The 24,794-nt window shown below is 50.7% G+C and carries 22 protein-coding genes and 1 riboswitch; of the genes, 2 read left to right on the top strand and 20 right to left on the bottom strand.

Annotated elements, in window-relative coordinates:
* Positions 1-97: 97 nt before the first annotated feature.
* The 3 genes from ACI3EW_RS07345 to ACI3EW_RS07335 all read right to left on the bottom strand — a co-directional run bounded on the left by ACI3EW_RS07345 (position 98) and on the right by ACI3EW_RS07335 (position 5,273).
* Positions 98-2,137 carry a hypothetical protein gene (locus ACI3EW_RS07345; protein ID WP_485663342.1) on the bottom strand — a complete coding sequence of 680 codons (2,040 nt, stop codon included), beginning with the start codon at positions 2,135-2,137 and terminating at the stop codon, positions 98-100.
* Positions 2,121-4,439 carry an efflux RND transporter permease subunit gene (locus tag ACI3EW_RS07340; RefSeq protein ID WP_118531630.1) on the bottom strand — a complete coding sequence of 773 codons (2,319 nt, stop codon included), beginning with the start codon at positions 4,437-4,439 and terminating at the stop codon, positions 2,121-2,123. Before ACI3EW_RS07340 ends, ACI3EW_RS07345 begins: the two co-directional genes overlap by 17 nt.
* Before the next feature lie 81 nt (positions 4,440-4,520).
* Complete coding sequence (locus tag ACI3EW_RS07335; protein ID WP_147352730.1) at positions 4,521-5,273, bottom strand: hypothetical protein; 753 nt, start codon at positions 5,271-5,273, stop codon at positions 4,521-4,523.
* Between the two features lie 207 nt (positions 5,274-5,480).
* Between ACI3EW_RS07335 and ACI3EW_RS07330 the strand changes: the two genes are divergently transcribed.
* Positions 5,481-6,080 carry a TetR/AcrR family transcriptional regulator gene (locus ACI3EW_RS07330; RefSeq protein WP_182426803.1) on the top strand — a complete coding sequence of 200 codons (600 nt, stop codon included), beginning with the start codon at positions 5,481-5,483 and terminating at the stop codon, positions 6,078-6,080.
* Between the two features lie 67 nt (positions 6,081-6,147).
* Here ACI3EW_RS07330 and ACI3EW_RS07325 read toward each other — a convergent pair whose 3' ends face one another.
* The 15 genes from ACI3EW_RS07325 to ACI3EW_RS07255 form a co-directional block, all read right to left on the bottom strand.
* Positions 6,148-7,689 (bottom strand): alanine/glycine:cation symporter family protein, encoded by a 1,542-nt coding sequence (locus tag ACI3EW_RS07325; RefSeq protein WP_118531638.1) that lies wholly within the window; start codon positions 7,687-7,689, stop codon positions 6,148-6,150.
* Positions 7,690-7,926: 237 nt separating this feature from the next.
* Positions 7,927-9,636 carry a S8 family peptidase gene (locus ACI3EW_RS07320; RefSeq protein ID WP_118531641.1) on the bottom strand — a complete coding sequence of 570 codons (1,710 nt, stop codon included), beginning with the start codon at positions 9,634-9,636 and terminating at the stop codon, positions 7,927-7,929.
* Positions 9,637-9,791: 155 nt separating this feature from the next.
* Positions 9,792-10,745 carry an AEC family transporter gene (locus tag ACI3EW_RS07315; protein WP_182426804.1) on the bottom strand — a complete coding sequence of 318 codons (954 nt, stop codon included), beginning with the start codon at positions 10,743-10,745 and terminating at the stop codon, positions 9,792-9,794.
* Positions 10,746-10,978: 233 nt separating this feature from the next.
* Entirely contained in the window at positions 10,979-11,785 is an 807-nt protein-coding gene (locus ACI3EW_RS07310; RefSeq protein ID WP_118531647.1) for a hypothetical protein, read from the bottom strand.
* A gap of 244 nt (positions 11,786-12,029) precedes the next feature.
* On the bottom strand, positions 12,030-13,310 hold the full coding sequence (locus tag ACI3EW_RS07305; protein WP_118531649.1) for an adenylosuccinate synthase: 1,281 nt from the start codon (positions 13,308-13,310) through the stop codon (positions 12,030-12,032).
* 186 nt (positions 13,311-13,496) lie between these two features.
* Positions 13,497-14,402: a LysR family transcriptional regulator gene (locus ACI3EW_RS07300; RefSeq protein WP_118296729.1), complete on the bottom strand. Its 906-nt coding sequence runs from the start codon at positions 14,400-14,402 to the stop codon at positions 13,497-13,499.
* Positions 14,402-15,832, bottom strand: coding sequence for an adenylosuccinate lyase (gene purB, locus ACI3EW_RS07295; protein WP_118296731.1), 1,431 nt, complete (start codon positions 15,830-15,832; stop codon positions 14,402-14,404). The genes ACI3EW_RS07300 and purB overlap by 1 nt, the downstream gene beginning before the upstream one ends.
* A 100-nt stretch (positions 15,833-15,932) precedes the next feature.
* Positions 15,933-17,372, bottom strand: a complete 1,440-nt coding sequence (gene purF / locus ACI3EW_RS07290) for an amidophosphoribosyltransferase (RefSeq protein ID WP_118531651.1) — start codon at positions 17,370-17,372, stop codon at positions 15,933-15,935.
* Between the two features lie 98 nt (positions 17,373-17,470).
* Positions 17,471-17,677, bottom strand: coding sequence for a hypothetical protein (locus ACI3EW_RS07285; protein WP_118531653.1), 207 nt, complete (start codon positions 17,675-17,677; stop codon positions 17,471-17,473).
* 403 nt (positions 17,678-18,080) lie between these two features.
* Positions 18,081-18,416, bottom strand: a complete 336-nt coding sequence (locus tag ACI3EW_RS07280) for a hypothetical protein (protein WP_118320958.1) — start codon at positions 18,414-18,416, stop codon at positions 18,081-18,083.
* Positions 18,417-18,486: 70 nt separating this feature from the next.
* Entirely contained in the window at positions 18,487-19,239 is a 753-nt protein-coding gene (gene dapB, locus ACI3EW_RS07275) for a 4-hydroxy-tetrahydrodipicolinate reductase (protein ID WP_118296741.1), read from the bottom strand.
* A gap of 78 nt (positions 19,240-19,317) precedes the next feature.
* A complete protein-coding gene (gene dapA, locus ACI3EW_RS07270) occupies positions 19,318-20,202 on the bottom strand; it encodes a 4-hydroxy-tetrahydrodipicolinate synthase (RefSeq protein WP_118320957.1) in 885 nt (294 codons plus the stop codon).
* Positions 20,203-20,288: 86 nt separating this feature from the next.
* Positions 20,289-20,470, bottom strand: a riboswitch (Lysine riboswitch).
* A gap of 11 nt (positions 20,471-20,481) precedes the next feature.
* Entirely contained in the window at positions 20,482-21,021 is a 540-nt protein-coding gene (locus tag ACI3EW_RS07265; protein ID WP_118531897.1) for a cob(I)yrinic acid a,c-diamide adenosyltransferase, read from the bottom strand.
* A 176-nt stretch (positions 21,022-21,197) separates the two neighbouring features.
* Complete coding sequence (locus ACI3EW_RS07260) at positions 21,198-21,836, bottom strand: single-stranded DNA-binding protein (protein ID WP_118296745.1); 639 nt, start codon at positions 21,834-21,836, stop codon at positions 21,198-21,200.
* Positions 21,833-22,117, bottom strand: a complete 285-nt coding sequence (locus tag ACI3EW_RS07255) for a hypothetical protein (RefSeq protein ID WP_118531655.1) — start codon at positions 22,115-22,117, stop codon at positions 21,833-21,835. Before ACI3EW_RS07255 ends, ACI3EW_RS07260 begins: the two co-directional genes overlap by 4 nt.
* A gap of 202 nt (positions 22,118-22,319) precedes the next feature.
* On the opposite strand from ACI3EW_RS07255, the gene ACI3EW_RS07250 reads away from it, so the two are divergent.
* Positions 22,320-23,189, top strand: coding sequence for a YihY/virulence factor BrkB family protein (locus ACI3EW_RS07250; RefSeq protein WP_405582348.1), 870 nt, complete (start codon positions 22,320-22,322; stop codon positions 23,187-23,189).
* 31 nt (positions 23,190-23,220) lie between these two features.
* Here ACI3EW_RS07250 and ACI3EW_RS07245 read toward each other — a convergent pair whose 3' ends face one another.
* Positions 23,221-24,027 carry an amidohydrolase family protein gene (locus tag ACI3EW_RS07245; protein WP_405582351.1) on the bottom strand — a complete coding sequence of 269 codons (807 nt, stop codon included), beginning with the start codon at positions 24,025-24,027 and terminating at the stop codon, positions 23,221-23,223.
* A 165-nt stretch (positions 24,028-24,192) separates the two neighbouring features.
* Positions 24,193-24,645, bottom strand: a complete 453-nt coding sequence (locus ACI3EW_RS07240; protein WP_118296753.1) for an NUDIX hydrolase — start codon at positions 24,643-24,645, stop codon at positions 24,193-24,195.
* Positions 24,646-24,794: the final 149 nt, after the last annotated feature.

The raw sequence follows: 24,794 nt of genomic DNA, 5'->3' as shown, positions 1-24,794 counted from the left end.
TCTTTCTTTCCTCATATGCCAGTTTGTGCAGAAAAACGTCCCCGCAGAACCATCCTGCCGCACGTCCTCCTGCACAGATCTGTCACATATCCTTTATTTACCTGTTCTTAAAAATCTCAACGATCGCCTTCCACATCTGGACAAGCATGTTCCACATTCTCTGAAGCGGATTGACTGCTGCCTTCTCTGTCTCTGCATCGAGAAGCTCTGCATCATCATCCACGCTGATCTCCTCCGTGCGCATGATGATCTGCAGGGTATTCGGCTCCGCATTCTCATCGGAAGTAAAGGAAACCTTCTCCGCACTCGGATCCATATTTAAGAAGTTGGTGTCATCCTCAAGATCACTCCACTCATTGTCCATCGTATCCTTCATGGTGCGTCCGGCTTTTCTCATGGAGCTGGTGCTGTCGAGAACATTCAGGCTCTTGTTCAGGACATTCAGACTTCCCTTGATGGAATCCTTCGCCGCCGCATCAAGGCTGTCAGAGCTCGCACGGACCGTATTCTGTACAAGTGTCAGAGAGTTCGTGCTATTATTCAGCGCATCCGTTGTACGGTTCACAAGCTCTTTGGAATCATCCAGCGCAGACTGAAGATCCGGATAATAGACGTCCAGGGAATCCTTCAGAGCCTTCGTATCCTCGATCAGATAATCCATCTGATCCGTCGTCTGCGCAAGATATCTCGCGACATTCGACACATCATCCAGCATATTCGATGTGTCGGAAACCAGCGCATTGCTGGAGGAAGCAACCTGGCGGAGCGCTTTCTCCTTCTGTTTTAAGATCCCGATCAGCTCCTGGGCATTCAGCAGACCGGCGTGACCGGCGGAAGTATCTGCTCCCGCAGCCGCCTCGGCAAGTGCCTGTTCATCCGCATCCCCTGCCTCAACATCGTAGTAATCCGCAATCGTATCCTCCATGGATGCCTGGGATGATGCAAGATTTTTGATAAAGTCCACGATACTCTTCTGGAGCTGTGTGTCCAGCTTTTTGATCTGCTGGACTGCTGATACCACGTCATCAACGCTCACAGACGCACTTCCGGAGCTGCTCTTTAAACCGCGAAGACTTGTATCAAGCTTCCGGAGCGGTTCCTGCATATTTCCGAGCGTATTGACAACATCCGTCAGACTGCTGTGGGCAACCTCGGAGGCATCCTTCGCCGTCTGGATATACGGGATGATCGTTCCGAGCTGCTCGGAAAGGGCATTTAAGGATGCAAGTGCCTGGTCATTGCTGTCCAGGATCTCATCTTTGGAACCGCTGATGATGCCTCTCGCATTCTCCGCCTCGTTTAATCCCTGTTTCAGCTCGTTGACGCCGCTTCTCATGCTCTCCAAAGAAGCTGCCAGCTGGTCCATGCTGTCATATAACTGGTCTCCGGCACCTTTCCAGGTGTCCTTCGCATCCTTTAAGTCCACGATATGCTCAAGGTCTTTCATGGTTCCCGGGACCATCGCCATGATGACGCCGGATGTCTCGAATTTGTCAGAGCCGATCCGGATTGTATAGTCGCCGTCCTCGCCCGGAAGCGCCGTATACATGATCGCGGTCTGGGAACCGAGACTCTGCGTCTGCGCGCCTTCCGCCTCGACACTGTAGCATTTGCTCATATCGACGAGCATCGCGACAACGAGCAGCATATTGTTCTTATAATAATCTCTCGCCGCATCGTTCGGTTTCGCGGTCACATGGACCTCCACGAGTCCGGAAGCTCCGGCGAGCTTCTCTGCATCCGTCGGGACTCCGTTTAATTTGTAGGAGACATCCATCGTCCACGGAAGTGTCACCGTGTCCTTGTCGATCGCTCCTTTATAGTAAAAATATCCCTTTGTGTCGGCCGGGAGATTCCAGATAACTTTTCCGTCTCCGATCTCCGGGGTCGTATTGTTGGTCATATTTGTGACATCGAGATAATTTCCATAGTCCGTGAAGCTCGTGAGTCCGTTTAAGCTCACTCCTTTCACAACATTCACCTTATCTACAGAACCATAGTAATCCAGGTTCACGTACATCGATTCATCGACGCTCACAGACGCCTCCGCCGCATAGACCGGCGTGGAAACAAGGCTGGTGCAGAGCGTGACAGCTGCCATTCCCGCTGCCATGATCTTTCTATTTTTCTGTCTCATCACCGTTCTCCTCCATTCCTTCTCTATCTGTCATCTCCGGCTCCCTGCCTGCCGCCGCTTCGTTTTCATCGTCCTCGTAGGGATCCGCGCCTTCCTCTGTATCTTCTTCCGTCTCACCTTTTTTCGCGTTCCGTTTTTCTCTCCGGTTCTTCACCCGGCGGTGAAGACGTTTCGCAAGCGCCGCTGCCGGCTTCTCCCCGACGATAAAGTTGTCAAACAAAGTCAGGAGCAGCGGAAGCACTGTCAGTACCAATACAAGGCTGAACAGTCCGCCTCGTCCGATCAGGTGGCCAAGGTCGGCGATCGCCGTTGTGGACGAGATCATGTATACAATATATCCGGCCAGCGTGATGATGGAACCGGATGTAAAGATCGAGGAACAGGACGCCGCGATCGCTTCCACGCAGGCTTTTTTCTTCGAGAGCGTCTTTCTCTTCGCCAGATAGTTGTTTGCTAAGAGGATCGAGTAATCGACCGTCGCACCCAGCTGGATACTGCTGACGATGATGTAGCCCATGTACACCATCTCAACGCCCTGGAAATACGGCATCGCCATGTTGATGAAGATCGCCACCTCGATCGGGATGATGACGAGGATCGGCATGACTGCCGACTTGAAGCTCATCATAACGACGAGGAATACGCCCGCAAGGGACAGCACATTTACATTCTCATAGTCCTTGACGATGAAGGACTTGATATCCTGGGTCGACGGCGTCTCACCGACGAGATAGCTGCCATCCGGATAATATTTCTTTACGATCTCCTGGATCGCATCGGAATCCTTGAACGCCTCCGTACTCTCCGTCTTTGTTCTTGTGTAGATCAGCATCCGGCAGTAGCCGCCTTTATGTAAGAGTTCCACCGTGGACTTCGGAAGGAACTCTTCCGGAATCCCCTCCGGCAGCGTGTCTGCCAGGGCCGTCACGCTCTTTACATAGGAGAGATCCTTGATCTCCTTCGCCATCGCCCGCTCATTGACCTCCGAAGTGTTCGGATACAGGGCGAGCAGCATGTTGCTTCGTCCGAAGATCTTCGTGATCTCCTGGTCATCCTCATAGACCTGGGTTCCTTCCGATGCACCCATGGAATCATTTCCGTAGAGGAAGTCGTTTAATCCCTGCGCTGTGTAGGCAAGCGGCGTCACAAGGACGATCACCGCGAACACGATCGGGCGGATCCGGTAGATCACCTTTCCAAGGCCGTGGAAATCCGGCATGAAGGAACGGTGTTTCGTCTTCTCATTGAGCTTCGCAAACTTCAGGATCATTGCAGGCATGAAGAATACGACGGTCAGAAGGCTGAACACGATACCTTTCGCAAGGACGAGACCTAAGTCAAAGCCGATCGAGAACTTCATCGTTACAAGGGCGAGGAAGCCGACGACTGTCGTCAGGCTGCTGGCGAAGATCGAGTTGATCGCCTCCTGAACGGCGTTGATGATCGCGTCCTCCTCATTCATTCCCTGTTTGCGGTAATTCATGAACGCATCGAGCAGGAAGATCGAGTAGTCCATGGACGTCGCCAGCTGCAATATGATCGAGACGTTTTCCGTCAGGAACGAGACCGTTCCGATAAAAATGTTCGTTCCTTTGTTTAAGAGGACCGCAACACCCATAACCAACAGGAATAATATCGGTTCCGTCCATGCCGTCGTCGTCACGGAAAGCACTGCAAAGATCATGACAACGGCCACCACGAGGATCTTGCTCATCTCGCTCTCCATGGACTCGGTCATGGATTTGTTCTGGACCGCCATTCCGACATAACAGCCTTTGTCGCCGAGAAGATTTTTCATCTCATTGATCGCGTTGGAAGTCCGGCTGGAATCGCTCTCCTCGACAAACGTGATATCGAAGACTGCGTTTCTGTCCTTATAGTAATCCTTGATGTCGCTCTCATTGATGAAATCTTCCCCGGCGTAGATGTTGACGGAACTGTCGCACCACAGCACCTGGTCCACGCCGTCGATCTCGGCGATCTCATCTTTATATTGCTTCGCCTCATATAGTGAGACATCCTTCACCATGACCCGCGCAGTTCCCGGATAACCGAACTTGTCACGCATGACGTCAAGTCCGATCGCCGATTCCGCCGTGTCCGGAAGGTATTTTGTCAGATCGTAGTTTACATTGACGAAATTCATCGTCAAAAGTGATAAGAGACAGCCGATCACAAAGACTGTCTCGATCCACGCGCGTTTATGGATGATGAACGACGCAAGCATATAGGAAAAGCCGCCGCTCTGGCTCTTTTTCTTCTCCTTATGCCCGCGGAGCGCATTCTTTAACTTCTCTCCCATGTCCTCTCTCCTTCAATTCTGAAATGCAGCCGGTCCTGCACCGCGGATCTGGCGCGGGACCGCCCGGTCATTTCTTTTTTCTTACCGCTCCAGAACTACCATATAGTAGTCTTTTCCGTCTCTGTTTTCATGGGCGATTCCCATTCTGCGGTAGTATTCCAGAGAATATTTTTTATCGTTCTTCCGGTCCGCCTTTTCCTGCATCCGGATCATGACAGAATCATACGGATCGTACGTCTCCTCCGGTCCCCAGAGGTACATCTCAAAAAATGTCGCACTCTTTCTCTCCGGAAGTACGTTCTTTATGTAATCGCTCACCGTTCCCTCGCCCGGGATCATATTTCTGCTCTTCGAATATCCCTTCTCCATTGCGAGAGAGAGCCGTTTCTCTGCGATTTCATTTAACGTCTGGTCCAGGACAAAGCTCGCCTGCCCATCGTAAAACTCTACATCCCCGTTGTCATAGTCGTCCTCGGCATCCGGATAAGCATCAAAAAACAGGTCGCTCTTCTCATCATTCATCTCATCAAAGAGTTCCTGTTCCTTCTGATCCAGCATATCAACAGGGTACGCTCCGCCCCGCGTGTTCGGATTTTTCCTCGCATAGGAGAAGATCCCGTCCTTTGTGAACGTGTAGCATGTATTTTCATCCTCGATAAAATCTGTGCTCCAGGCACCGTTTCCCATAAGGTAGTACCAATTTCCGGAAATCTGATTCCAACCCGGCTTCGCTCCGAGCGTCTCCGGAACTGCCGCATAGGCAGGGATCCCGGACATTCCGGTCATCACGCAGAGGATTGCTGCCATTCTTCGTACATCTTTCTTTCTGATCATCCGATCGCCTCCGCTTTTCCTCTCCTGCTCCGGCTGCCTTTCTTTCTCGCACACCCTGCAGCAGGATTTTTTTTTCATTCCTTTTACTTGCAATATTATCTATGTTTATGTTAAAATACTCAAGAACCAGTTTTCAAAAATTGTGCCAAATGAGACAATTTGAGTGTTTTTGTCCAATTTGGAATGGATAAAGGAGTTTTGTGCTTTATGTTAAAGCTGCCTATACAGGAAGAGCATGTCTCTGTCCGCAGAACCTACCTGCTTTTGATGAAAGCGCTTCTGGATCTGCTGGCGGAAATGCCGTTTGAAAAGATTTCCCTGACGGATATCTGCCGGGTATCCATGGTCTCCCGCTCTACCTTCTACCGGTATTTTGAGGATAAGTACGATCTGCTCCACTACTGCATCAAAATGTATATTGAGGGACTTCGTCCGGTGGAGGACCTTTTATATTTCAGGAACATGAACTCCCTGCGGATCTTTTTGACGTTCCTGCTCTCACAGGCGCAGGAAAACCTTGCCCAATACCAGAAGATCTACCAGGTAAATAAAAACGGGTCCCTGATGTTCCTGATCCAGCATGATCTCGCTGAAATCCTGGCTGAGAGCGGATGGCACGGGGAAAGCAAAGGGTACCGCCTGAAGATCGCGATGCCGCTCTATGTTTCGTTTATGTCAAGTTTTTACCTTACAACGCTAAAATCCTACCTGGAGCTGGCCGATGACTACACGATCGCTGATTATGTGGAAAATGTGTGCCGGTTTGTCCAGAGGGATTTCTGGGAGGCAAAGGAAGACGAGACATGACAAAATGCCGCCTGTCACCGTTTTTTACCAGGTGAACAGACGGCATTCTTTCTATATTTTATATATTCTATTTTCTCTTCTCTGCGTGTTCATCCCACACCGGAACATCGATCCCCGCAACTTTCGAGGTAAACGCGGTTCCGTCATTCTTTTCAAAGTGTTCCCACGCCCGAAGCACATATTTGAATCCGATATACTGTAACGGAAGGTTGCAGTAAACCATGAGGATATTCGCAAAATCACTGAGATCCCAGAGAGCACTCAGATCCATGCCGGCAATATTTGTGATGACGCCGAAGGAAATGACAACAAGGCAGAGCACACGGATCGTATTGATAAATGCAGGCCGTGTCGAGATCCGGTTCGCGCACATCTCCGTGAAAGACATAAAGCCTACCAAGCAGGTGAACGCAAACAATCCGAAGCAGACGCTGACGAGCATCGTCACAAGATGGTAGATGGTTCCGGTTCCGGTGAGTGCGCCGCATGATGTCAGGAAACGGTCAAGTTTTCCGAGCTCAAACCATGCCGCACTGTCCTCCGTGAGCCACATTCTTCCCATGACAACGACAAAACCTGTCAGGGTGCAGATCACGATCGTGTCGAGGAATACGCCGAGTGCCTGGACACAGCCCTGATCACACGGATGGTTCGCATCTGCTGCCGCTGCCGGCATCGTGATGGTTCCCTGTCCTGCCTCATTTGACATCAAGCCGCGCTTGATGCCCTGGCTTAATGCGATGCCGAACGCTCCGCCGAAGACTGCTTCCGGACGGAATGCCTCGGAGAAGACTGCTCCGAAGAACCACGGGATCCTCGGGATGTTAAAGACGATGAGGAGGACAACCGTCAGGATATAGATTACTGCCATGACCGGAACTAACAGGTCTGTGACCTTTGTGACTTTTTTGATCCCGCCAAAGCTGATGATCGCCGTCGCAACAATGAGAACTGCGAAGGAGATCCAGTAAAGGGACGAATTCGTCTCAATCACGGTCCCGGTAAACACGCCCGCGATCGCGCCGACCGCAGAGATCGTGTTGAAGCCCTGTGCCGGGAAGCAGAGGAACGCGTAGATAATATAGAGGACACTGAGCGCCGCTCCTGCCCACGCTGCATTCTTCAAAAGTCTTCTTCCGTAGAATGGCAGGCCGCCCACATACTCATCATCTTTTCGCTCTTTAAAGATCTGGGAGAGCGTCGCCTCCACGAAAGCCGTCGACATTCCGAAGAACGCAGAGATCCACATCCAGAACAGAGCGCCCGGACCGCCCGTGGAGATCGCGCCGGTGACACCCAGGATGTTTCCGGGACCGACACGCATCGCCGTCGACAAGAGGAATGATGCGAGGGATGAGATTCCCGTTCCGCTGCTCTTCTGCCTCATCAGGACATGGAGTCCGTAGCGGAATTTCCGCACCTGGATAAAATGCAGACGGAATGTAAAATAAATTCCTGTTCCGACTAAAAGAATGATCGCCAGACTGAAATTCCCGAGGATCGGGATCTTCGCATACCAGTCAAAGTTTGTCGGAAAATCCCAGAACAGGTTTGAGACGATCTGGATCTTCCCGCATATGGCATTTACGGCCTGAAACAATGCTTCCATAGCTTTTTCCTCCTCATGATCTCTTATTTGTGTGAATGACCGGATCGAACGCCCCGGCATTTTCACACGCCGCAGTCGAATTCAGATTATCGTTCCACGCTGCAAAATTTGCGCATTGATTTTCGATATTCCGGACTCGTTTTTGTATATGTTTCTATAATATCTCTGATATTTGGTATTTTCAAGAAAAATTTGTCATATTTCAGAAATTTGCAAAGTTCATGTTCCTTCCACATTTCATTCCGGTATACTTTCAGAAACACACAGCGCCCCATACCCCAATCTCGGATTCGGATACTCCAGCTCGGACGGCAGCCGTTTCGCCCCTTTCCTCAGGTACGCTTTCACTTTCTCCCCATAAAGGTACGGGTCATTCCCTCTCACGATCCCCCACTCCATGAGAAGCGCCGCGGCTCCGGCGACGAGGGGCGCCGCAAAGGACGTTCCTGTGACCGCCTCATATCCGCCTCCGCTCTTCGGAGCCATGATCCCGACGCCCGGCGCTGCGAGATCCGGCTTCTGGGCATGGTAGATTCTGGTGTCCCCGCGGCCGGAAAACGGGGCATAGATCCCGGTCCGGCTGTCGTAGGCGCCGACAGTGAGCGGACGGAACGCCGTGGACGGGATCGTGAGCGTCGTCTCCGGCGACGGTTCGAGAAAAGCCGTATTCTGCCCGAGTGCGGCGGATGACGGAAGCCAGAGATCCACATATGTATCTTCCCGCCCCTTTCCGAGAAACCGGAAAATCCAGATTCCGCTCTCCACATACGCCTGCTCCGGAACGAACTCGATGTAGATCTCCTGGGCGGCATTAAACGGGGACGGCTCCCCGTAATAGATCAGAAGCTCCGTCTCCCCGATCCGGATCCGGTCCGTCCCACGTATCGGAAGCAGTTCGAACTCCGCGTCACCGGACGGATCTCTCAGAAAGATCCGCATCCCGTCCTCATAATTTTTCCAGATCTGTACTCCGAATCCCATTTCATAATTGCCCACCGAAAGGCGGACTTCCGCGATCCTTCCGGGCACGATCACCGGTCTTGCGTGTCCTCCGGAATCCCCCTCGTTCCCCGCTCCGGTCACAAATACGAAGCGTCCCATCTGCGCCAGGGAATCGAGATACCTCTCCAGAAGTCCGCCGCCGTCATGCGACCCGTATGTATTTCCGAAGCTTAAGTTCACCGCCATCGGTCTCCCCAGCTCCAATGCCTTTCGCACAGCAAGATCCATCCCGCTCATCAGCTCTGTCGTCCTCGGAAATCCTGCCGGATCCGGGATCCCAAGACGGACAACGATCAGCTCGCTCTCATATGCGGCCCCGCGGTACAGCCCGCCGCTTGCTCTCCCGTTTCCGGCCGCGATCCCCGCCACCGCTGTCCCGTGACCACTCGTGTCAAACGATGGACTTCCGAAATTTCCTGGTGTTTTCTCCCCGCGGAGCAGCTCATCGATTTCCGCCTTTTCATATGTCTTCCCGGTGACCTGATCGTCCAGATACAAAATTCTCGTAGTTCCATCTTCATTCCGGAAATCCTCGTGAAACAGATCGATCCCGGAGTCGATCACCGCCACCAGAACGTCTCTTCCTGTGAGTCCCTCATTTCCGCTCTGTGACGGAAGAAAGCAGGAAGCCGCTCTCGCCCGGTTCAGGGCAAAGAACAGCCTCTTTGGTTTCTCCGCATATTCAATTTCCCGAAGTACAATCACTCCCGGGACATCCCGCTCCGGGATCCGGAGGATCGCAAAATCATTTAAAAGATATGTCCCCGAAACAGTTGGGAATTTTTCTCTCAGCACAGACGCAAGATCCCCGTGGTATTTCACGATGATCTCCCAGGTCCGGTCCGCCCTGTCATATCCAATATTCAGCTCCTTTGTCCGCTCTCTCGTCTCCTCCGGAACGGAAAGTGCCAGATTTAAGAGATTTTCAGCCTTCTGATCTTCCATATCCGCCGTGCCGCATCTCCTCTGTCCCCTGCCTGTCTCACGCCGGCGAAACTTACACGCCGGATCCCACATCATCACGATCTGACGCAGATTCCAACGCAGACAGATTCATTCCGGATATTTTATGCAGTGACTGCGGATCCTGTTCCGAACCTCTATCCGAAGATTACAAACGTCTGCATCAGGTACATGAACACCGGGATCGTCACCATGCTGATCACGGTTGTCACAGTGATGACGGTACAGGCAAACTCATAGTCCCTGTCATACTCCCGCGCCATGATCCCCATCTGTGCCATCGCCGGCATCACGGTCAGCATGAAGAATACCTCTCTCATCTCCTGTGTCACCGGCAGGAGTCTGAGGAACACAACGGCGGTCGCCGGCACCATGATAAACCGCATAAGGACCGCCACAACGATATCTTTTCCGATCCTGATCGATGATGTTTCCATGTTCCGGATCACGCTTCCGATAAACACAAGTGCCAACGGGGATGTGACCCCGCTGATCATAGACAGCGGTTTCAGGATAAAATCAGGGACTTCAATCCTGAAAAAGACTGCTGCCATTCCAAGAAACATTCCTACGACCGTCGGGCAAAACAGATTTTTGATATTCTGCGCCCATCTCGCACTCTTGCCGTTTTTTTCTCCCCGCTGCAGCAGACTGATCCCCAGCGTCCAGAAGAGGACTGTGCTCGCGATATAATAGATCGCGCCGACGGAAGTGATCCCCTCTCCCCAGAGCGCCTGGATCACAGGAAATCCGATAAAAACGACATTCGGGAAACCCGCTGCCACGATAAAAGTATCCCGCCTGTCCTCCCTGATGCGGCACACCTTTGCCGTCACTGCCGCTAAACAGACGCACATTAAGATCAACGCAAACACATACGGCACCTTTGTGATCAGGAACAGAAGGCGTTCCCGGCTTTCCAGGTCTCGATAGATATTATAAAACATATAGAACGGGAGCGTCGCCTCCACCGTAAATTTAGAAAGAAAATCCATTCCGTTTTTTCCGAACCATTTCTTTCTGGCGAAATAGAAGCCCATTCCGATCAATATCAACAGTGCAAAAATACTTTTTATCGATTGTAAGACCATTCCCATCCCCCTGAATCCATAAAAGAGTCGTAACTGTTCAGTACCCTCACAGTTACGAGCAAAAATCCATTCCAGATCGGCTTCGCCGATGGGATTTTTGCCTTCCGTCCCATGTTTTATTACGGTCAGCGCAGCAAGTGCGCAGACCTACTGAATAGTTACAAAGAGTCTATAAAAAGACCCCCGGAGCCATCAGACCCGGGGGCATCGTGCAAATGACACGTTTGATTCTGTTACTGTGCAGTTGTAATATTCATGACAATGCTGTCAAGAGCACTTGCATTTTTGATCCTTCCGTTGGTATAGATCACAACCATATATCCATCCTGTTTCCGGCAGTAGTAAGTGTTTGTTGTCTTCTTTCCGGTTACTGACGCTTTGTAATACTGCTGATTTGCGATCGTCACAGCAGCAGCCTGCGTTGCCTGGCCTTTCTGTGCTTTCTCAATACCGACAAGTGTATTTACAAATGTCTGTGCATCCATATCCGGTTTATTCTTCATATCGAGATAATAAATCTCAACATCACCGTTATCTGTGCTCATGCAGAGATCCTGTGTGCGGTACGGGTTTCCGATCGCATTATATTCGCTGCCGATATAGTCGTCACCGACATCTTCTTTTGTCTCCGTTGTTCCGATGATCTGCGGGATGCAGAGGTTCGACCAGGTATTGTAATATCTTCCTCCTGTGATATGTCCCTTCGGAGCAGTTGTTCTCGGCGCTACCCAGCTTCCATCGTCACCAAATGTATAATCAACGCCGTCAATGTTTCTTGTGGTGTTGGAGACCATAATGTGGGTTGCCGGATCGATATAGTACCATACTTCATTTCCGCGTCCGTCTCCCTCTTCGGATTTGATCCATCCGCTTGCGAGGTTTCCGTCCTTGTCATAATAACGCCAGTTGTTTTTTGCGTCACTCTCCCAGCCGTACTTTGTTTCTCCGGAAGCAGTCTCATCTGCAAATGCAGTCACCATATTTACACTGCCGATCGCTGCAGCGAGCGCTGCCATAAGCATAACTTTCTTTAATTTCATTTTCAATCCACTCCTTCATGGGTTTTTATCAACTAATGCCATTATACAGGGATTTTTTTGAGAACGCAAGCGCTAAGAACTGGAGGATGGCAGGATTTATGAAAAATTAAGAAAAAAGCGGCAAATTTTGTCATTTCTGACATAGATTTGCCGCTTTTTCCACTTGTTTGTATCTCTGATCCCTGCATCCGATATCCGTTCCCGGCAGCGATGTTCCGCTGCAGTTTCCGGTCATCGATCAGGATTACTTTCTCATGATGATCTCGTCTCTTCCCGGTCCGTTGGAAACCATGGTGATCGGCACTCCGATCTCTTCCTCGATCGTCTCGATATACTTCTTGCAGTTCTCCGGAAGATCCTCGTAGTTCTTGATTCCGCGGATCTCGCACTTCCAGCCCGGAAGAGTCTTGTATACCGGTTTTGCCTTCTCAAGCTCCGGAGTTGTCGGGAAGTCTTTTGTTACCTTTCCGTCGATCTCGTAGCCTACACAGATGTGAAGCTCGTCAAGATATCCTAAAACGTCAAGAACCGTGAGGGCAACCTCTGTGGAACCCTGGATCTGAACGCCGTATCTTGTAGCAACAGCATCGAACCATCCCATTCTTCTCGGACGTCCTGTTGTCGCACCGAACTCACCGCCGTCGCCGCCGCGTCTTCTTAACTCGTCTGCCTCGTCTCCGAAGATCTCGCTGACGAATGCGCCTGCGCCGACTGCGCTGGAGTAAGCCTTAACGACTGTTGTGATGTTCTTGATCTCGTACGGCGGAATGCCTGCGCCGATCGCGCCGTATGCAGCCAATGTGGAGGAAGATGTAACCATCGGGTAGATACCGTGATCCGGATCCTTTAAGGAACCGAGCTGGCCCTCTAAAAGGACATTCTTTCCTGCCTTGATCGCATCGCGAAGGTATTTGGATGTGTCGCATACATACGGAGCGACCATCTCCTTGTACTCCATAAGAGTATTGAAGATCTCCTTCGGATCAAGAGCCGGCTGATGATATAAATGCTCTAACATTACATTTTTCAGTGTGCAGACATTCTCGATCTTGTCCATCAGTTCCTTCTCGTCGCCGAATAACTCGTTGACCTGGAAACCGATCTTTGCATATTTATCAGAATAGAACGGAGCAATTCCGGACTTTGTGGAGCCGAAAGACTTACCAGCCAGACGCGCTTCCTCGTAAGTATCAAATAAGATGTGATACGGCATTAAGATCTGTGCTCTGTCGGAGACAAGGATCTTCGGCATCGGAACTCCCTGGCTTGTCAGGTCATTTAACTCTTTTACAAGGAACGGGATGTTTAATGCCACACCGTTTCCGATGATGCTTGTCGTATGATTGTAGAAAACACCGGACGGAAGCAGGTGAAGGGCAAATTTTCCGTAATTGTTGATGATAGTGTGACCAGCGTTGCTGCCGCCCTGGAAACGAACGATAATGTCGGATTCCTTTGCCAGCATATCTGTGATCTTGCCTTTTCCCTCGTCGCCCCAGTTGGCGCCTACGATTGCTCTAACCATGTTCTAATATCCTCCTTTGGACGTTCAAACGGAATGCACTTTGCGCATCCCGGCGTCTTACGCAGTTGTAGCTGTCATATTCATGACACTTTCATAGTTTACAACAAAAGTCTCCATAAGTAAAGTCAATATTTATTATGAAGTCCATAATAGCAGTTTATGCATTGCTATACACGGCCGGATCCGTCACCCCCGACGTTCCCTCAGCACTTCTAAAAACCGCTCTCCCGCCGGTGAGATCGGTACCTTCCGGTCCGTCACGACGCAGATCTCGCGCTCCGGCATCATCTCCCGGAAGGCAAGCTCAAAGAGTTCTCCGCTCTCGATCTTCTCCTTCGCGAATTCCTCCATCACACAGCCGATCCCCATGTTCCGGATCGCGAACTGGACGATCATATCACTGGTGGCGAGCTCAAACTCTGGTTCCAGGACGATCCCGCGCTTTTCCAGGAAACGGTCCATGAACTTTCTCGTACTCGTATCCTTTTCAAGGAAAATACAGGGCAGATGCTCCAGTTCCCCGTACTCCATCCGCTTTCCCTTCAGCGTCCAGAACTTGTTTCCGGCGACAAAGGTATTCCGGATCTTCTTCACCTCAAAGGCTTCCACCTCCGGTCTCGCGTCAAACGGCGTGCTCACAACGCCGAAATCGATCTTTCCCTCGTACAGAGACTCGATCGTCTCCGGCGTCGGCGCATTGGAGACCATGACCTTGATATTCGGATATCGCTCGTGGAAGGTCTCCAGATACGGAAGCAGGTAGAACTGCAGCGTCATATCGCTCGCGCCGATCCGCACCTCTCCCATGTCCATATCCACGAGGCGCTTTAACATCTCCTCGCCGTCCAGGATGTTTTCCATCCCGCGCTCCACATAAGGATACAGGAGTTTTCCCTCCGTGGTCAGTTTTACGCCTTTCTGGGTCCGCAGGAAAAGTTTTGTGTTCAACGCCTTCTCCAGCTGTTTGACCGCCTGGCTCGCCGCAGGCTGGGAAATGCAGAGCGCCTCTGCTGCAGCGGTAATGCTGCCGAGGCGCCCTACATAATAAAATACTTTATAATATTCTGTACTGATGCTGCTCGCATGTTCCATTATACATTGATCTCCGCTTTTACTCCGAGAAGATCCGCATTTTCCTTTAAGATCGGGCGGACAACCTCATCAAGGAACTCATCAACCTGTCTCGGTGCGCGGCCGACATACTTCTTCGGATCCATAGTCTTCTTTAACTCGTCGAGGCTTAAATTGAAGGACGGATCTGCAGCGATAAGCTCTAAGAGATTGTTGTCCTTTCCTTCCACTTTGACGTTCTTTCCTGCCTCCATGGAGAGCTCACGGATGCGCTCATGGAGTTCCTGTCTGTCTCCGCCGGCTTTTACCGCATCCATCATGATATTCTCGGTCGCCATAAACGGAAGCTCTGCCATTAAGTGTTTCTCGATCACCTTCGGATATACCACAAGACCGTCGACAACGTTTAAGTAGAGGTCCAGGATGCCGTCGATCGCTAAGAATCCTTCCGGAATGGAAAGGCGCTTGTTCGCAGAGTCATCAAGGGTACGCTCAAACCACTGGGTGGAAGCGACGAGCATCGGGTTCATCATATCGGACATCACATAGTTCGCTAAGGAAGCGATACGCTCACTTCTCATCGGGTTTCTCTTATATGCCATCGCGGAAGATCCGATCTGGTTCTTCTCAAACGGCTCTTCCACTTCTTTTAAGTGCTGGAGAAGGCGGATATCATTGGAGAATTTGTGGGCGCTCTGCGCGATCCCGGCAAGAACAGAGAGCACACGGCTGTCGATCTTTCTGGAATACGTCTGTCCGGATACCGGGAAGCACTGGGAGAATCCCATCTTCGCAGCGATCCGTCTGTCCGCCTCGCGGCACTTCTCATGATCCCCGTCAAAGAGTTCCAGGAAGCTTGCCTGGGTTCCTGTCGTTCCCTTGGAGCCAAGTAATTTCATGGAACCGATCACATGGTCAAGGTCCTCAAGGTCAAGGCAGAGTTCCTGCAGCCATAAGGTCGCACGCTTTCCGACCGTTGTCGGCTGCGCCGGCTGGAAGTGTGTGAAGGCCAGTGTCGGAAGTTCTTTATATTTATCCGCAAAGTCGGAAAGTTCTTTCATCACGTTGATGAGTTTCTTTCTGACGAGCTTTAACGCCTCTGTCATAAGAATGATGTCTGTATTGTCGCCGACGTAGCAGGAAGTTGCACCCAGATGGATGATCCCCTTTGCCTTCGGGCACTGGAGTCCGTAAGCGTATACATGGGACATGACATCATGGCGGACAAGCTTCTCTCTCGCTTTTGCTTCCTCGAAGTTGATATCCTCCGCATGGGCTTTTAACTCTTCGATCTGCTCATCTGTGATCGGAAGACCGAGTTCTTTTTCTGTCTCAGCTAATGCGATCCATAATTTTCTCCATGTGCGGAATTTCTTCTCCGGAGAGAAAATGTACTGCATTTCCCTGCTTGCGTATCGCTCAGAGAGCGGGCTCTGGTATCTGTCGTTCATGACAAAATCCTCTTTTCTAATTCAATGTTTTTCTAATTCAATATATTTTCACGAATTCTCCGCCAACTGCGGAGCTTTGTGGAACGTTGAATTTCCCTGATTATTTTTCGTAACTTCCGCGGATGTCTTCTTCCGGCGGATCCACCGGATACTCTCCGGAAAAGCATGCCGTACAGATCGGAAGTCCGTTTGCCATTTCACTTAAGCGCTCCATCTTTAAGTAGGCTAAAGAATCTGCTCCGATCACCTTGCAGATCTCATCGACGGTACGATTGTGGGCGATGAGCTGTTCGCTGGACGGGATATCGGTTCCGAAGTAGCACGGGTAAAGGAACGGCGGCGCGGAGATCCGCATATGGACTTCCTTCGCTCCTGCCTCACGCAGCATATCCACGATCAGGTTGCTGGTCGTTCCGCGGACGATAGAGTCGTCGATCATAACGACGCGCTTTCCTTCCACGGCCTCTTTTAAGACGTTCAGTTTGATCCGGACCGCAGACTCACGGCTGCTCTGTCCCGGTTTGATGAAAGTTCTTCCGACATAGGAGTTCTTTACGAACGCCATCGCATACGGGATTCCGGATTCCATGGAATATCCGAGGGCGGCAGCATTTCCGGACTCCGGAACGCCGACAACAATATCTGCGTCCACCGGGGAATCCTTTGCAAGGCAGCGGCCCGCATAGATCCTGGAGTGGTAGACGCCGACGCCGTCAAAGACGCTGTCAGGTCTCGCAAAGTAAATATATTCAAAAATACATCTCGCCTCTTTTTTCGGGTCATGCATCGCGAGGTTGGACTTGATGCCATCCTTATTGATCGTCACGATCTCGCCCGGAAGCACGTCGCGGACAAAGGTAGCACCGATCGTGTCAAGCGCACATGTCTCGGAGGTCAGGATATAGGCATTATCGCGCTTTCCGATACAGAGCGGTTTGAATCCCTGCGGATCGCGGGCGCCGATCAGCTTTCTCGGGCTGGAGATCACAAGGGAGTAGGCACCCTTGATCTTCTTCATCGCGTTTGCCACGGCTTCCTCAGCGGTTCCCACCTTGCAGCGCTCTCTGGCGATGTGGTAGGCGATGACCTCGGAGTCGATCGTGGTCTGGAAAATCGCTCCGTCGTAAGCGAGCTCTCTGCGGAGCTCCGGCGCATTGACAAGGTTTCCGTTGTGCGCCAGCGCTAAAGTTCCCTTCACATAGTTTAAAACGAGCGGCTGGGTATTCTCGATCGTACTGCTCCCGGCCGTGGAATACCGGACATGACCGACACCGATATTTCCCTTTAATTTTTCCAGTTTCTCTGACGTGAAGACTTCGTTGCAGAGTCCCATCCCCTTACAGGCATTGACAACACCTTTCGGTCCGTATGTATCGCTCACCGCGATTCCGCAGCTCTCCTGTCCGCGGTGCTGTAAAGCGAACAATCCGTAGTAAATGGTAGACGCAACATCATTTCCGTCCAGATCGTACATTCCGAAAACGCCGCACTCCTCGTGCAGCTCATCTGTTCCCCAGTCTAAAGTAAGTGATTTCTCCATAAATGCTTTTCATCCTCTGATTTATAAGTTTTTACGATAAAACAGCAGTGTTTCAGTAGAAATTATAATACATACCATATGGAAAATCAAGAAAAAGTTCAGTTTCCGGGCGTCCTGCGTACTTCTTTGTGAAACCAGAACAAATTTCCGGCTCCTTTTTCGATCCCGATACCATAAATTTCCCCTTCCGTCTCAGAGACAGATTCCCCGGAGTGTCCCGCCTCCAGCTCCGGCACCAGGAAGGTCTTCTCCGCCATCCCGGATCTCGCATACGAGTATGCGAACCAGAGAAGCTCCAGCAGCAAAAGGATCCTTGCAGTCTTTACAGCGGCTTTTCTTATCTTTTCCCTTCGGTATCCGTGTCTCCACGGATGGTATGGACGATACAGATAGCGGATAGCGTTCCCTCCTTTCAGGATTTTTTAGGGTTCGTTTTCACAGTTTAACGGTTTCCTATGTAGTTTTTCAATATGCATTCTTATTATATCTTTTTTCCCGCATTTTCTCAACTGAAAAATGGCCCGCAGGATCATACTGCGGTATTTCACATTCCTGCACACGGGCGGGAATTTTCCGGCCGGAAAATGCCGCATGATACCGTCGCATTGGTTCCCGACATGCCGGTCCGGAATGCAGGGCATCAGCAGAAACATGTTGCAGCACACGGGCATGGGACGCTCGTGTACTGCAACGGTTTCGCGTTCCCTCTTAGTCTGCCCGGGTTGTCTCCCGCGCGCTGCTCTCCGCTCCCGCCGCGGTGGTCCCCGACATGCCGGTCACATCGTCCGTCAGGTTATTGATGCCGTCTCCCACATCATCTACCATGTCCCTCAGGACTCCTCCGCTCTCGCCGGCCGTCTGGGACGGGGCGTTCGTACTCTGGTTCGTTCCATCGGTCCGGCTCTCCATGGTCGTTCCCGCTCCGGCGCTTCCCGTATCCGGAGCCGTGGTCATATTATTTCCGTTCTTTCTTCCGCATGCTGTCATGACGGTCACGGTCATCACAAGAAGCACACATACTCTGATCCATCTGATTTTTCCCATAAAAAACAATCTCCTTTCTACGGCTATTATGTGCCATAGAAAGGAGAAGTATTTTGGAAAAAAATGGATATCAACCGATCACGTCGGACATATCATAAAGTCCTGCCGGTTTTCCTGCGAGGAATTTCGCAGCCTCCACAGCGCCCTTTGCGAAGATCTCGCGGGAGTAAGCGGTGTGTGTGAAGGTGATGACTTCATCGCGGCCTGCGAACATGATATCATGCTCGCCGACGATGGTGCCGCCGCGCATAGCCTGGATCCCGATCTCCTTCGGATCTCTTGCGACACGCTCGGAGGAACGGTCATATTTATAGTGGTAGGTATTGTCAAGACTCTCATTGATAGCGTCTGCAAGAGCGATGGCTGTTCCGCTCGGCGCGTCGATCTTACGGTTGTGGTGCTTCTCCAGGATCTCGATATCAAATCCTGCTGCCGCAAGGACCGGGGCAACCTCTTTTAATGTCTTCATGAGAAGATTGATCCCGATGGACATATTTGCAGAGCGAAGGACTGCGTCCACTTTGCTCGCCTCTTTTACATGGTTTAACTGATCCTCAGAAAGTCCTGTGGTACATAAAACGACCGGAACCTTCTTCTCCTCACAGTAATCCAGGAGTCCGTCAACCGCTTTCGCTGTGGAGAAGTCGATGATGACATCGGCCTCCGGGCACTCAGCGAGAGATTTGAATACCGGATATCCTGCGTAAGTTTCTGTGTTCATATCCACGCCTGCGACGATCTCGATCGCGTCATCCTTTGAGATAATATCCGTGATCACATGTCCCATCACACCGTGGCATCCATTCATAATTGCTCTGATCATTGTTTTCTCCTCATCTGAAACCGACCGGCAGTGCGCCGCCATGCTGCAGCTCCGCCGCGGCTTTTTTCCTATCGTTTCCTACAGGATACCGAAATCCTGCATTGCCTTCTTTAATACTTCCTGGTGCTGCGGCTCCATCACTGTAAGCGGAAGTCTCGGCTCGCCGACATTCTTACCCATTAAGTTTAACGCTGCCTTTACCGGGATCGGGTTTACCTCAGAGAACAGAGCTTCGATCAGCGGAAGAGCCTTTAACTGGATTCGTCTGCTGGCTTCCACATTGCCTTTGAAGAATTCTGCACACATATCGTGGGTCTGCTTCGGAGCAACGTTGGAGAGAACGGAGATCACGCCCTTTGCGCCGAGTGCCAGCATCGGAACAACCTGGTCATCATTTCCGGAATATACATCCACATATCCGCCGGAGAGCTGGAGGATCTTCGCAACTGCGGAGAAGTTTCCGCTCGCTTCCTTGACTCCGACGATATTCTCGACATTCTTGCAGAGATCAACGATGGTCTCCGGAGCGATGTTGACGCCGGTACGGCTCGGTACGTTATAGAGGATCGCCGGGATCTTGATGGAGTTTGCGATCTTTGTGAAATGTGCCTTTAAGCCATTCTGTGTCGCTTTATTGTAGTACGGGGAGACTAACAGGACACCGTCCGCACCAGCTTCCTCAGCCTCAACGGAAAGTTCAACCGCTGTCTGCGTACAATTGGATCCTGTTCCGGCAACGACCGGAATCCTTCCGTTTACGACTTCGCATACGAAACGGATCACCTGGATGTGCTCCTCCTCGGATGTTGTCGCGGACTCGCCTGTGGTTCCCATCGCTACGATACAATCAGTTCCGCCTGCGATCTGTTCCTCGATCAGGCTTTCCAGTACCTCATAATTTACTGATCCATTTTCCTTAAATGGCGTTACAAGTGCTACGCCGGCTCCTTCAAAAATAGCCATACTGCGTCCTCCTCTTTATTATGTAAAATATCATGTCAAAAGAAAAGGAGCTGAGATCAAATAAGATGTCAGCTCCCGGATCTTCCAGATTAAGCAGCCCTCCATCTTTTTCTAAAGATGACAGTCATACGATTCTTCACCGCATGCCCAGAAACGGGAACCCTAGGGACTTATTTTCCTGTCTCTTCGGCGCCCTCCCCTTTTCTCCGGCAGCCATTTCCCTCTATCTGCCGGTCTACTCTTGTCAGGCGCGACCTCTACTTATCATTTATGGTATCATCATTCCTGATGATTGTCAATGTCTATGTTTTCTGCCTGTGAAATCCGTGAATTCTTTCCTGTGGAAACTACAGAAATTTCATCCGCATACTTCTCGATTCCCTCCGGACACACACGCCCGGTCATGACCAGATCGGTCTCCTCATCTCTTGCCTCAAGGAAACTCTGGAATTCTTCGGCTGAGATGATCCCCTGGTCCACGATCCCAAGGATCTCATCCAAGATCAGAACGTCACACTCCCCCGTTGTCATTACCTTTTTCGCGAAATTGAAGCCGTTTCGCAGATTCATCAGTTCCTCGTGCTTCTGCTCCTCCGGAAGGTCCTCAAACCGTTCCTTTGAATGTTCGAAGCAGAAAAATTTCAGATCCGGCTCCAGACGTTTTAAAACGTCCGCCGCTTCCTCTCCGATCATTCCTTTCAGGAACTGTACCATAATGACCCTTTTTCCGCGGAAAACTCCCATCATTGCGTATCCAAGCGCCGATGCGGACTTTCCGTTACCCGCTCCGCAGATCACACGGACTCTGCCACTTGCCATGATCATTCCCTCTCTTTGTGTATACCATTCGCTGAAGCTTTTCAGGGCTTCTGCTATGCTATATTATCACACCTTACTTCCGTTTGCAAGAGATTTGCCTGTATGCCGGCGGGATCCGGACGGCAGTATGCTGCAGTACACGGACACTCCATACCCGTGCACTGCAGCAGGATCTTCTACACTTCTGCGTGTTCCGCGCATTCCAGTTTGCTCACGGATACCTCGTACGCCACGCGTTTCTCGCACTCTGTCTCACTGACTTTTTTTGTGTACTCCCTGCTCTGGACACGCCCCCAGATCAGGATCCTTGTTCCGACACCGAATCCGGATGCATATCTCGCGTTCCTGCCCCAGGCGATGCACGGGATATAGTCAGATTTTCCGTACGGCCGGTTCACTGCCACGAGAAGATCCGCGATCTCTCTTCCGAGCGGGGTCTTCCGGTAGACCGGCTCCTTGCATATGTACCCGTCCAGGAAGATCTGGTTCGTCTTCGTATAATCCGTGAACTCCTCCATGAAACGGACTTCTCTGACAAACACAGACAGGACCAGACGGTTTTTCGTCCCCTCATGGCGGTTGTAGGAGCGGAACTGTCCGGAAGCTTCCATTGTACAGCCCCGGTAATCTTTCGTCACATCGATCAGACGTTCTGATATCATAAGCGGGATCGTGTCCGCCTGCTCACTCAAACGATTTACGAGAAGATCCACCAGATAGAATCCTTCCCCGAACACTGCATGACTGAATGTGAATCCTGAAACGATCGTTCCGATTACGGTTACTTTGTTGTTCTCCATTCCTTTTTCTGTCATAGTATTTTCTCCTTTTTGATTGTTTTTTCCGCTATACAGCTTTTACCGTATATTTGTATGTAATCAGAACGTATTTCAGAACCGTTTTGTGTCCGTTTTTTCCCTGTTTTTGTCGACAATGCTCCTTTTGTTTTTCCGGTTTCTGACAGGATCCCCCCATTTTTACCATATGCAGGCAGAATTATTACTTTTCGCGGATAAGAATTTTCCGAGCTGAAAATCCCGGACAATGCAGTTACGACAGCAGATTTTCCCTGGAACTCTTCACGGGACCTCTTCATTTTTGCCTGTACTTGTTATTTTTTTCTGTTCATGTTAATATTTTATAAAGATCGTCGTAACTGTTCAGTACCCTCACCGTTACGGGCAAAAATCCATTCCGGATCGGCTCCGCCGATGGGATTTCTGCCTTCCACTCTATGAATATATGAAAGGACAACAGCCCTGGGATCCCTGGGCTGTTGTGAAAAGGAAAAGACTTTTATGATCCACCTGCTTCTCTTCGGACGACAGGTCTATTTGAAATATTCTGCGGACGAAATGTCCGTATATGCCGCACAGGCATCATTTTTCATCATAATGGCGGCATTCCCGTTTTTCATGGTCCTCCTGGCCCTGATCCAGGTCGCTCCTATGATCCACGAAGCGGACCTTCTCCGCTTTCTGCTCCCGGCGATCCCGGACCGCTTTCGCGGACTCTTGATCTACCTTCTGGACAGTCTGCGCTCCGACTCCCCGGCAGCCCTGATCTCCGTGACTGCGCTAGCCGCCATCTGGTCCGCATCAAAGGGGATGCTCGGGATCGAAAAGGGCTTAAACCGGGTATTTGGAGTCACGTCCCCGCGGAATTATATTCTCCGCAGGGCACTCTGCAGCGTTTACACGCTCTGTTTTTCCCTGATGTGCGTGGCAAGTCTCGCGCTCCTCGTCTTCGGAAACTTCCTTCAGGGAATGCTCTTAAAATGGATCCCTGCCCTGGCGTACCTCTCGGGAACGATCTCCCTGTGCCGCGGTCTTGTCATGTTTTTCATGCTGACGATCTTTTTTATTGCGCTTTACACTGCGCTTCCGCACCGCAGGCTTTCAATCCCCGGACAGATCCCCGGTGCAATGTTCTCCGCCGCAGGCTGGGCACTCACTTCCCTGGCATTCTCTGTCTACTTCCGGTATTTCGGCTCATACGCTGTCACCTACGGAAGTCTGACCGCCGTGATCCTTTTTATGCTGTGGCTCTATGCCTCCATCTGCATTCTGTTTGTGGGGGCGGAGATCAACTGGTTTCTGCTGTTTTACAGGGAAAGGATCCAAATTTCACAGAAGAAAACTGCCTCGGATCCTACTACAAAGATTTGAGTTTCAGACCGGCCGGTCTGCGGAGCAATTCTTAAAATCCGTAGATCCTCTTTGCATTCTCGTAAAAGACTTTCTCCCACTCTTTCTCCGGGATCAGCCATTTTACGACCCCGATGTAATCTCCGTAATTAGCTAACGGCCAGTCAGTTCCAAACATGAACTTCTCATACTGGCTGCAATAGGAGATCCAGGTCTTCAGCGTGTCAAAATATCCTCTCTGCTGCTCTAAAAGCTTTGGAAAATCGATCTTTCCCTCCAGAAGTCCGGAGAGATCCGTCATCACATTCTCATTTTTCTCCACGACAGCCGCCGCATCCATGAGCCACGGATTTCCGAAATGGCACATCACGAACGTCACATCCGGATGGCGGACTGCTGCCTCATCCAGGGTCAGCGGGTGGCTGTACTTTAAGTAAGCGCGGGAACCGGCCGTCTGCCCCATGTGGATCGCAACCGGCTTATTATATGCCTTTGCAAGCTCATAGACCGGCTCATACACTTCATCCGTCACATACGCTTTATTGTAGCCGGGATACAGCTTGATCCCGACGCAGTCCTCCCGCTTTAAGTTTGCCTCCACCTGGTCCAGACTCTTCTTTTTATCCTGACTCACCAGAAAATCCCGGTCGAGTCCGACACAGTATTTCAGAAAATCCGGGTAGGAATGTGCCGCCGGATCAACGCCGCGGTTTCCCATAACGACACCGCCGACGATCCCGTATTTCTGATAGACTGCCCTTAAATCTTCTTCTGTATTTTTATGTTCCGCCCGCACCGCGATCTCCTGAAAATAAGGATTCTCCGGCACAAAGTGAAGATGTACATCAATAATTTTCATATTCTCACTCCTTATGTCTTTCCCTGTACTGTTTTGCCGCACTTGCTGCTTTCCGGTCTTCATATACAGCAAAAACCTCTGTTTCCAGAGGTTTTGCCGGTTGCTTTTCACGGTCAGGAATCTTCCTGACCGAAAATTCTGCATGACACAGTTGTGATCCCGGGATCAGAAATATTTCTTGCTGCCCCAGAGATTACATCTTTTCAGATCCAGATATTCGTGGTAGGCTTTCTCCAGGATCTGCTTCTCATTTGAGAATTTCAGAAGGTGGTACGCCTCATAATATTTATAATATCCGGAGTCTACGAAGTACTCTTCGCGCTGTGGTTTACTGTAATAACTGTCCGCCATCATCAGATACCAATGGACTTCCTTGTCGACGGTATCCTGCGGCGTGTTAAATGAATACTGGCTCTTTCCGATGTACTTGATGATCTGGGCCTGAACCCCGGTCTCCTCTTTCACCTCTCTGAGAGCCGTTTCTTTAAACTCTTCTCCTGCTTCCACAGTTCCTTTCGGCAAAACCCATCCTTCATACTTATTTCTGTAGTTCTTATAGAGGACCAGGATCTTGCCCCGAAATATAACCACACCGCCACAGCTCGTTGCTTCTATCATCGCAATTTTCTCCTGACAGGCATTCAAGGGACTCCGCTAAAAGCAGATTCCGCAGGTGTGTTTTTAACTGTGTTTAGTATACTTCTTTTTATCCGTGTTTGCAACCACGTTTTCTCTGACCCTGACACCAGGAGGCATGTGCCAAGGTA

The sequence above is a fragment of the Pilosibacter rotomagensis genome, from assembly GCF_045062245.2.
Classification (GTDB): Bacteria; Bacillota; Clostridia; order Lachnospirales; family Lachnospiraceae; genus Pilosibacter.
The sequence above is the reverse complement of the archived record's forward strand: the minus strand, read 5'-3'. Positions and strand labels throughout refer to the sequence as shown.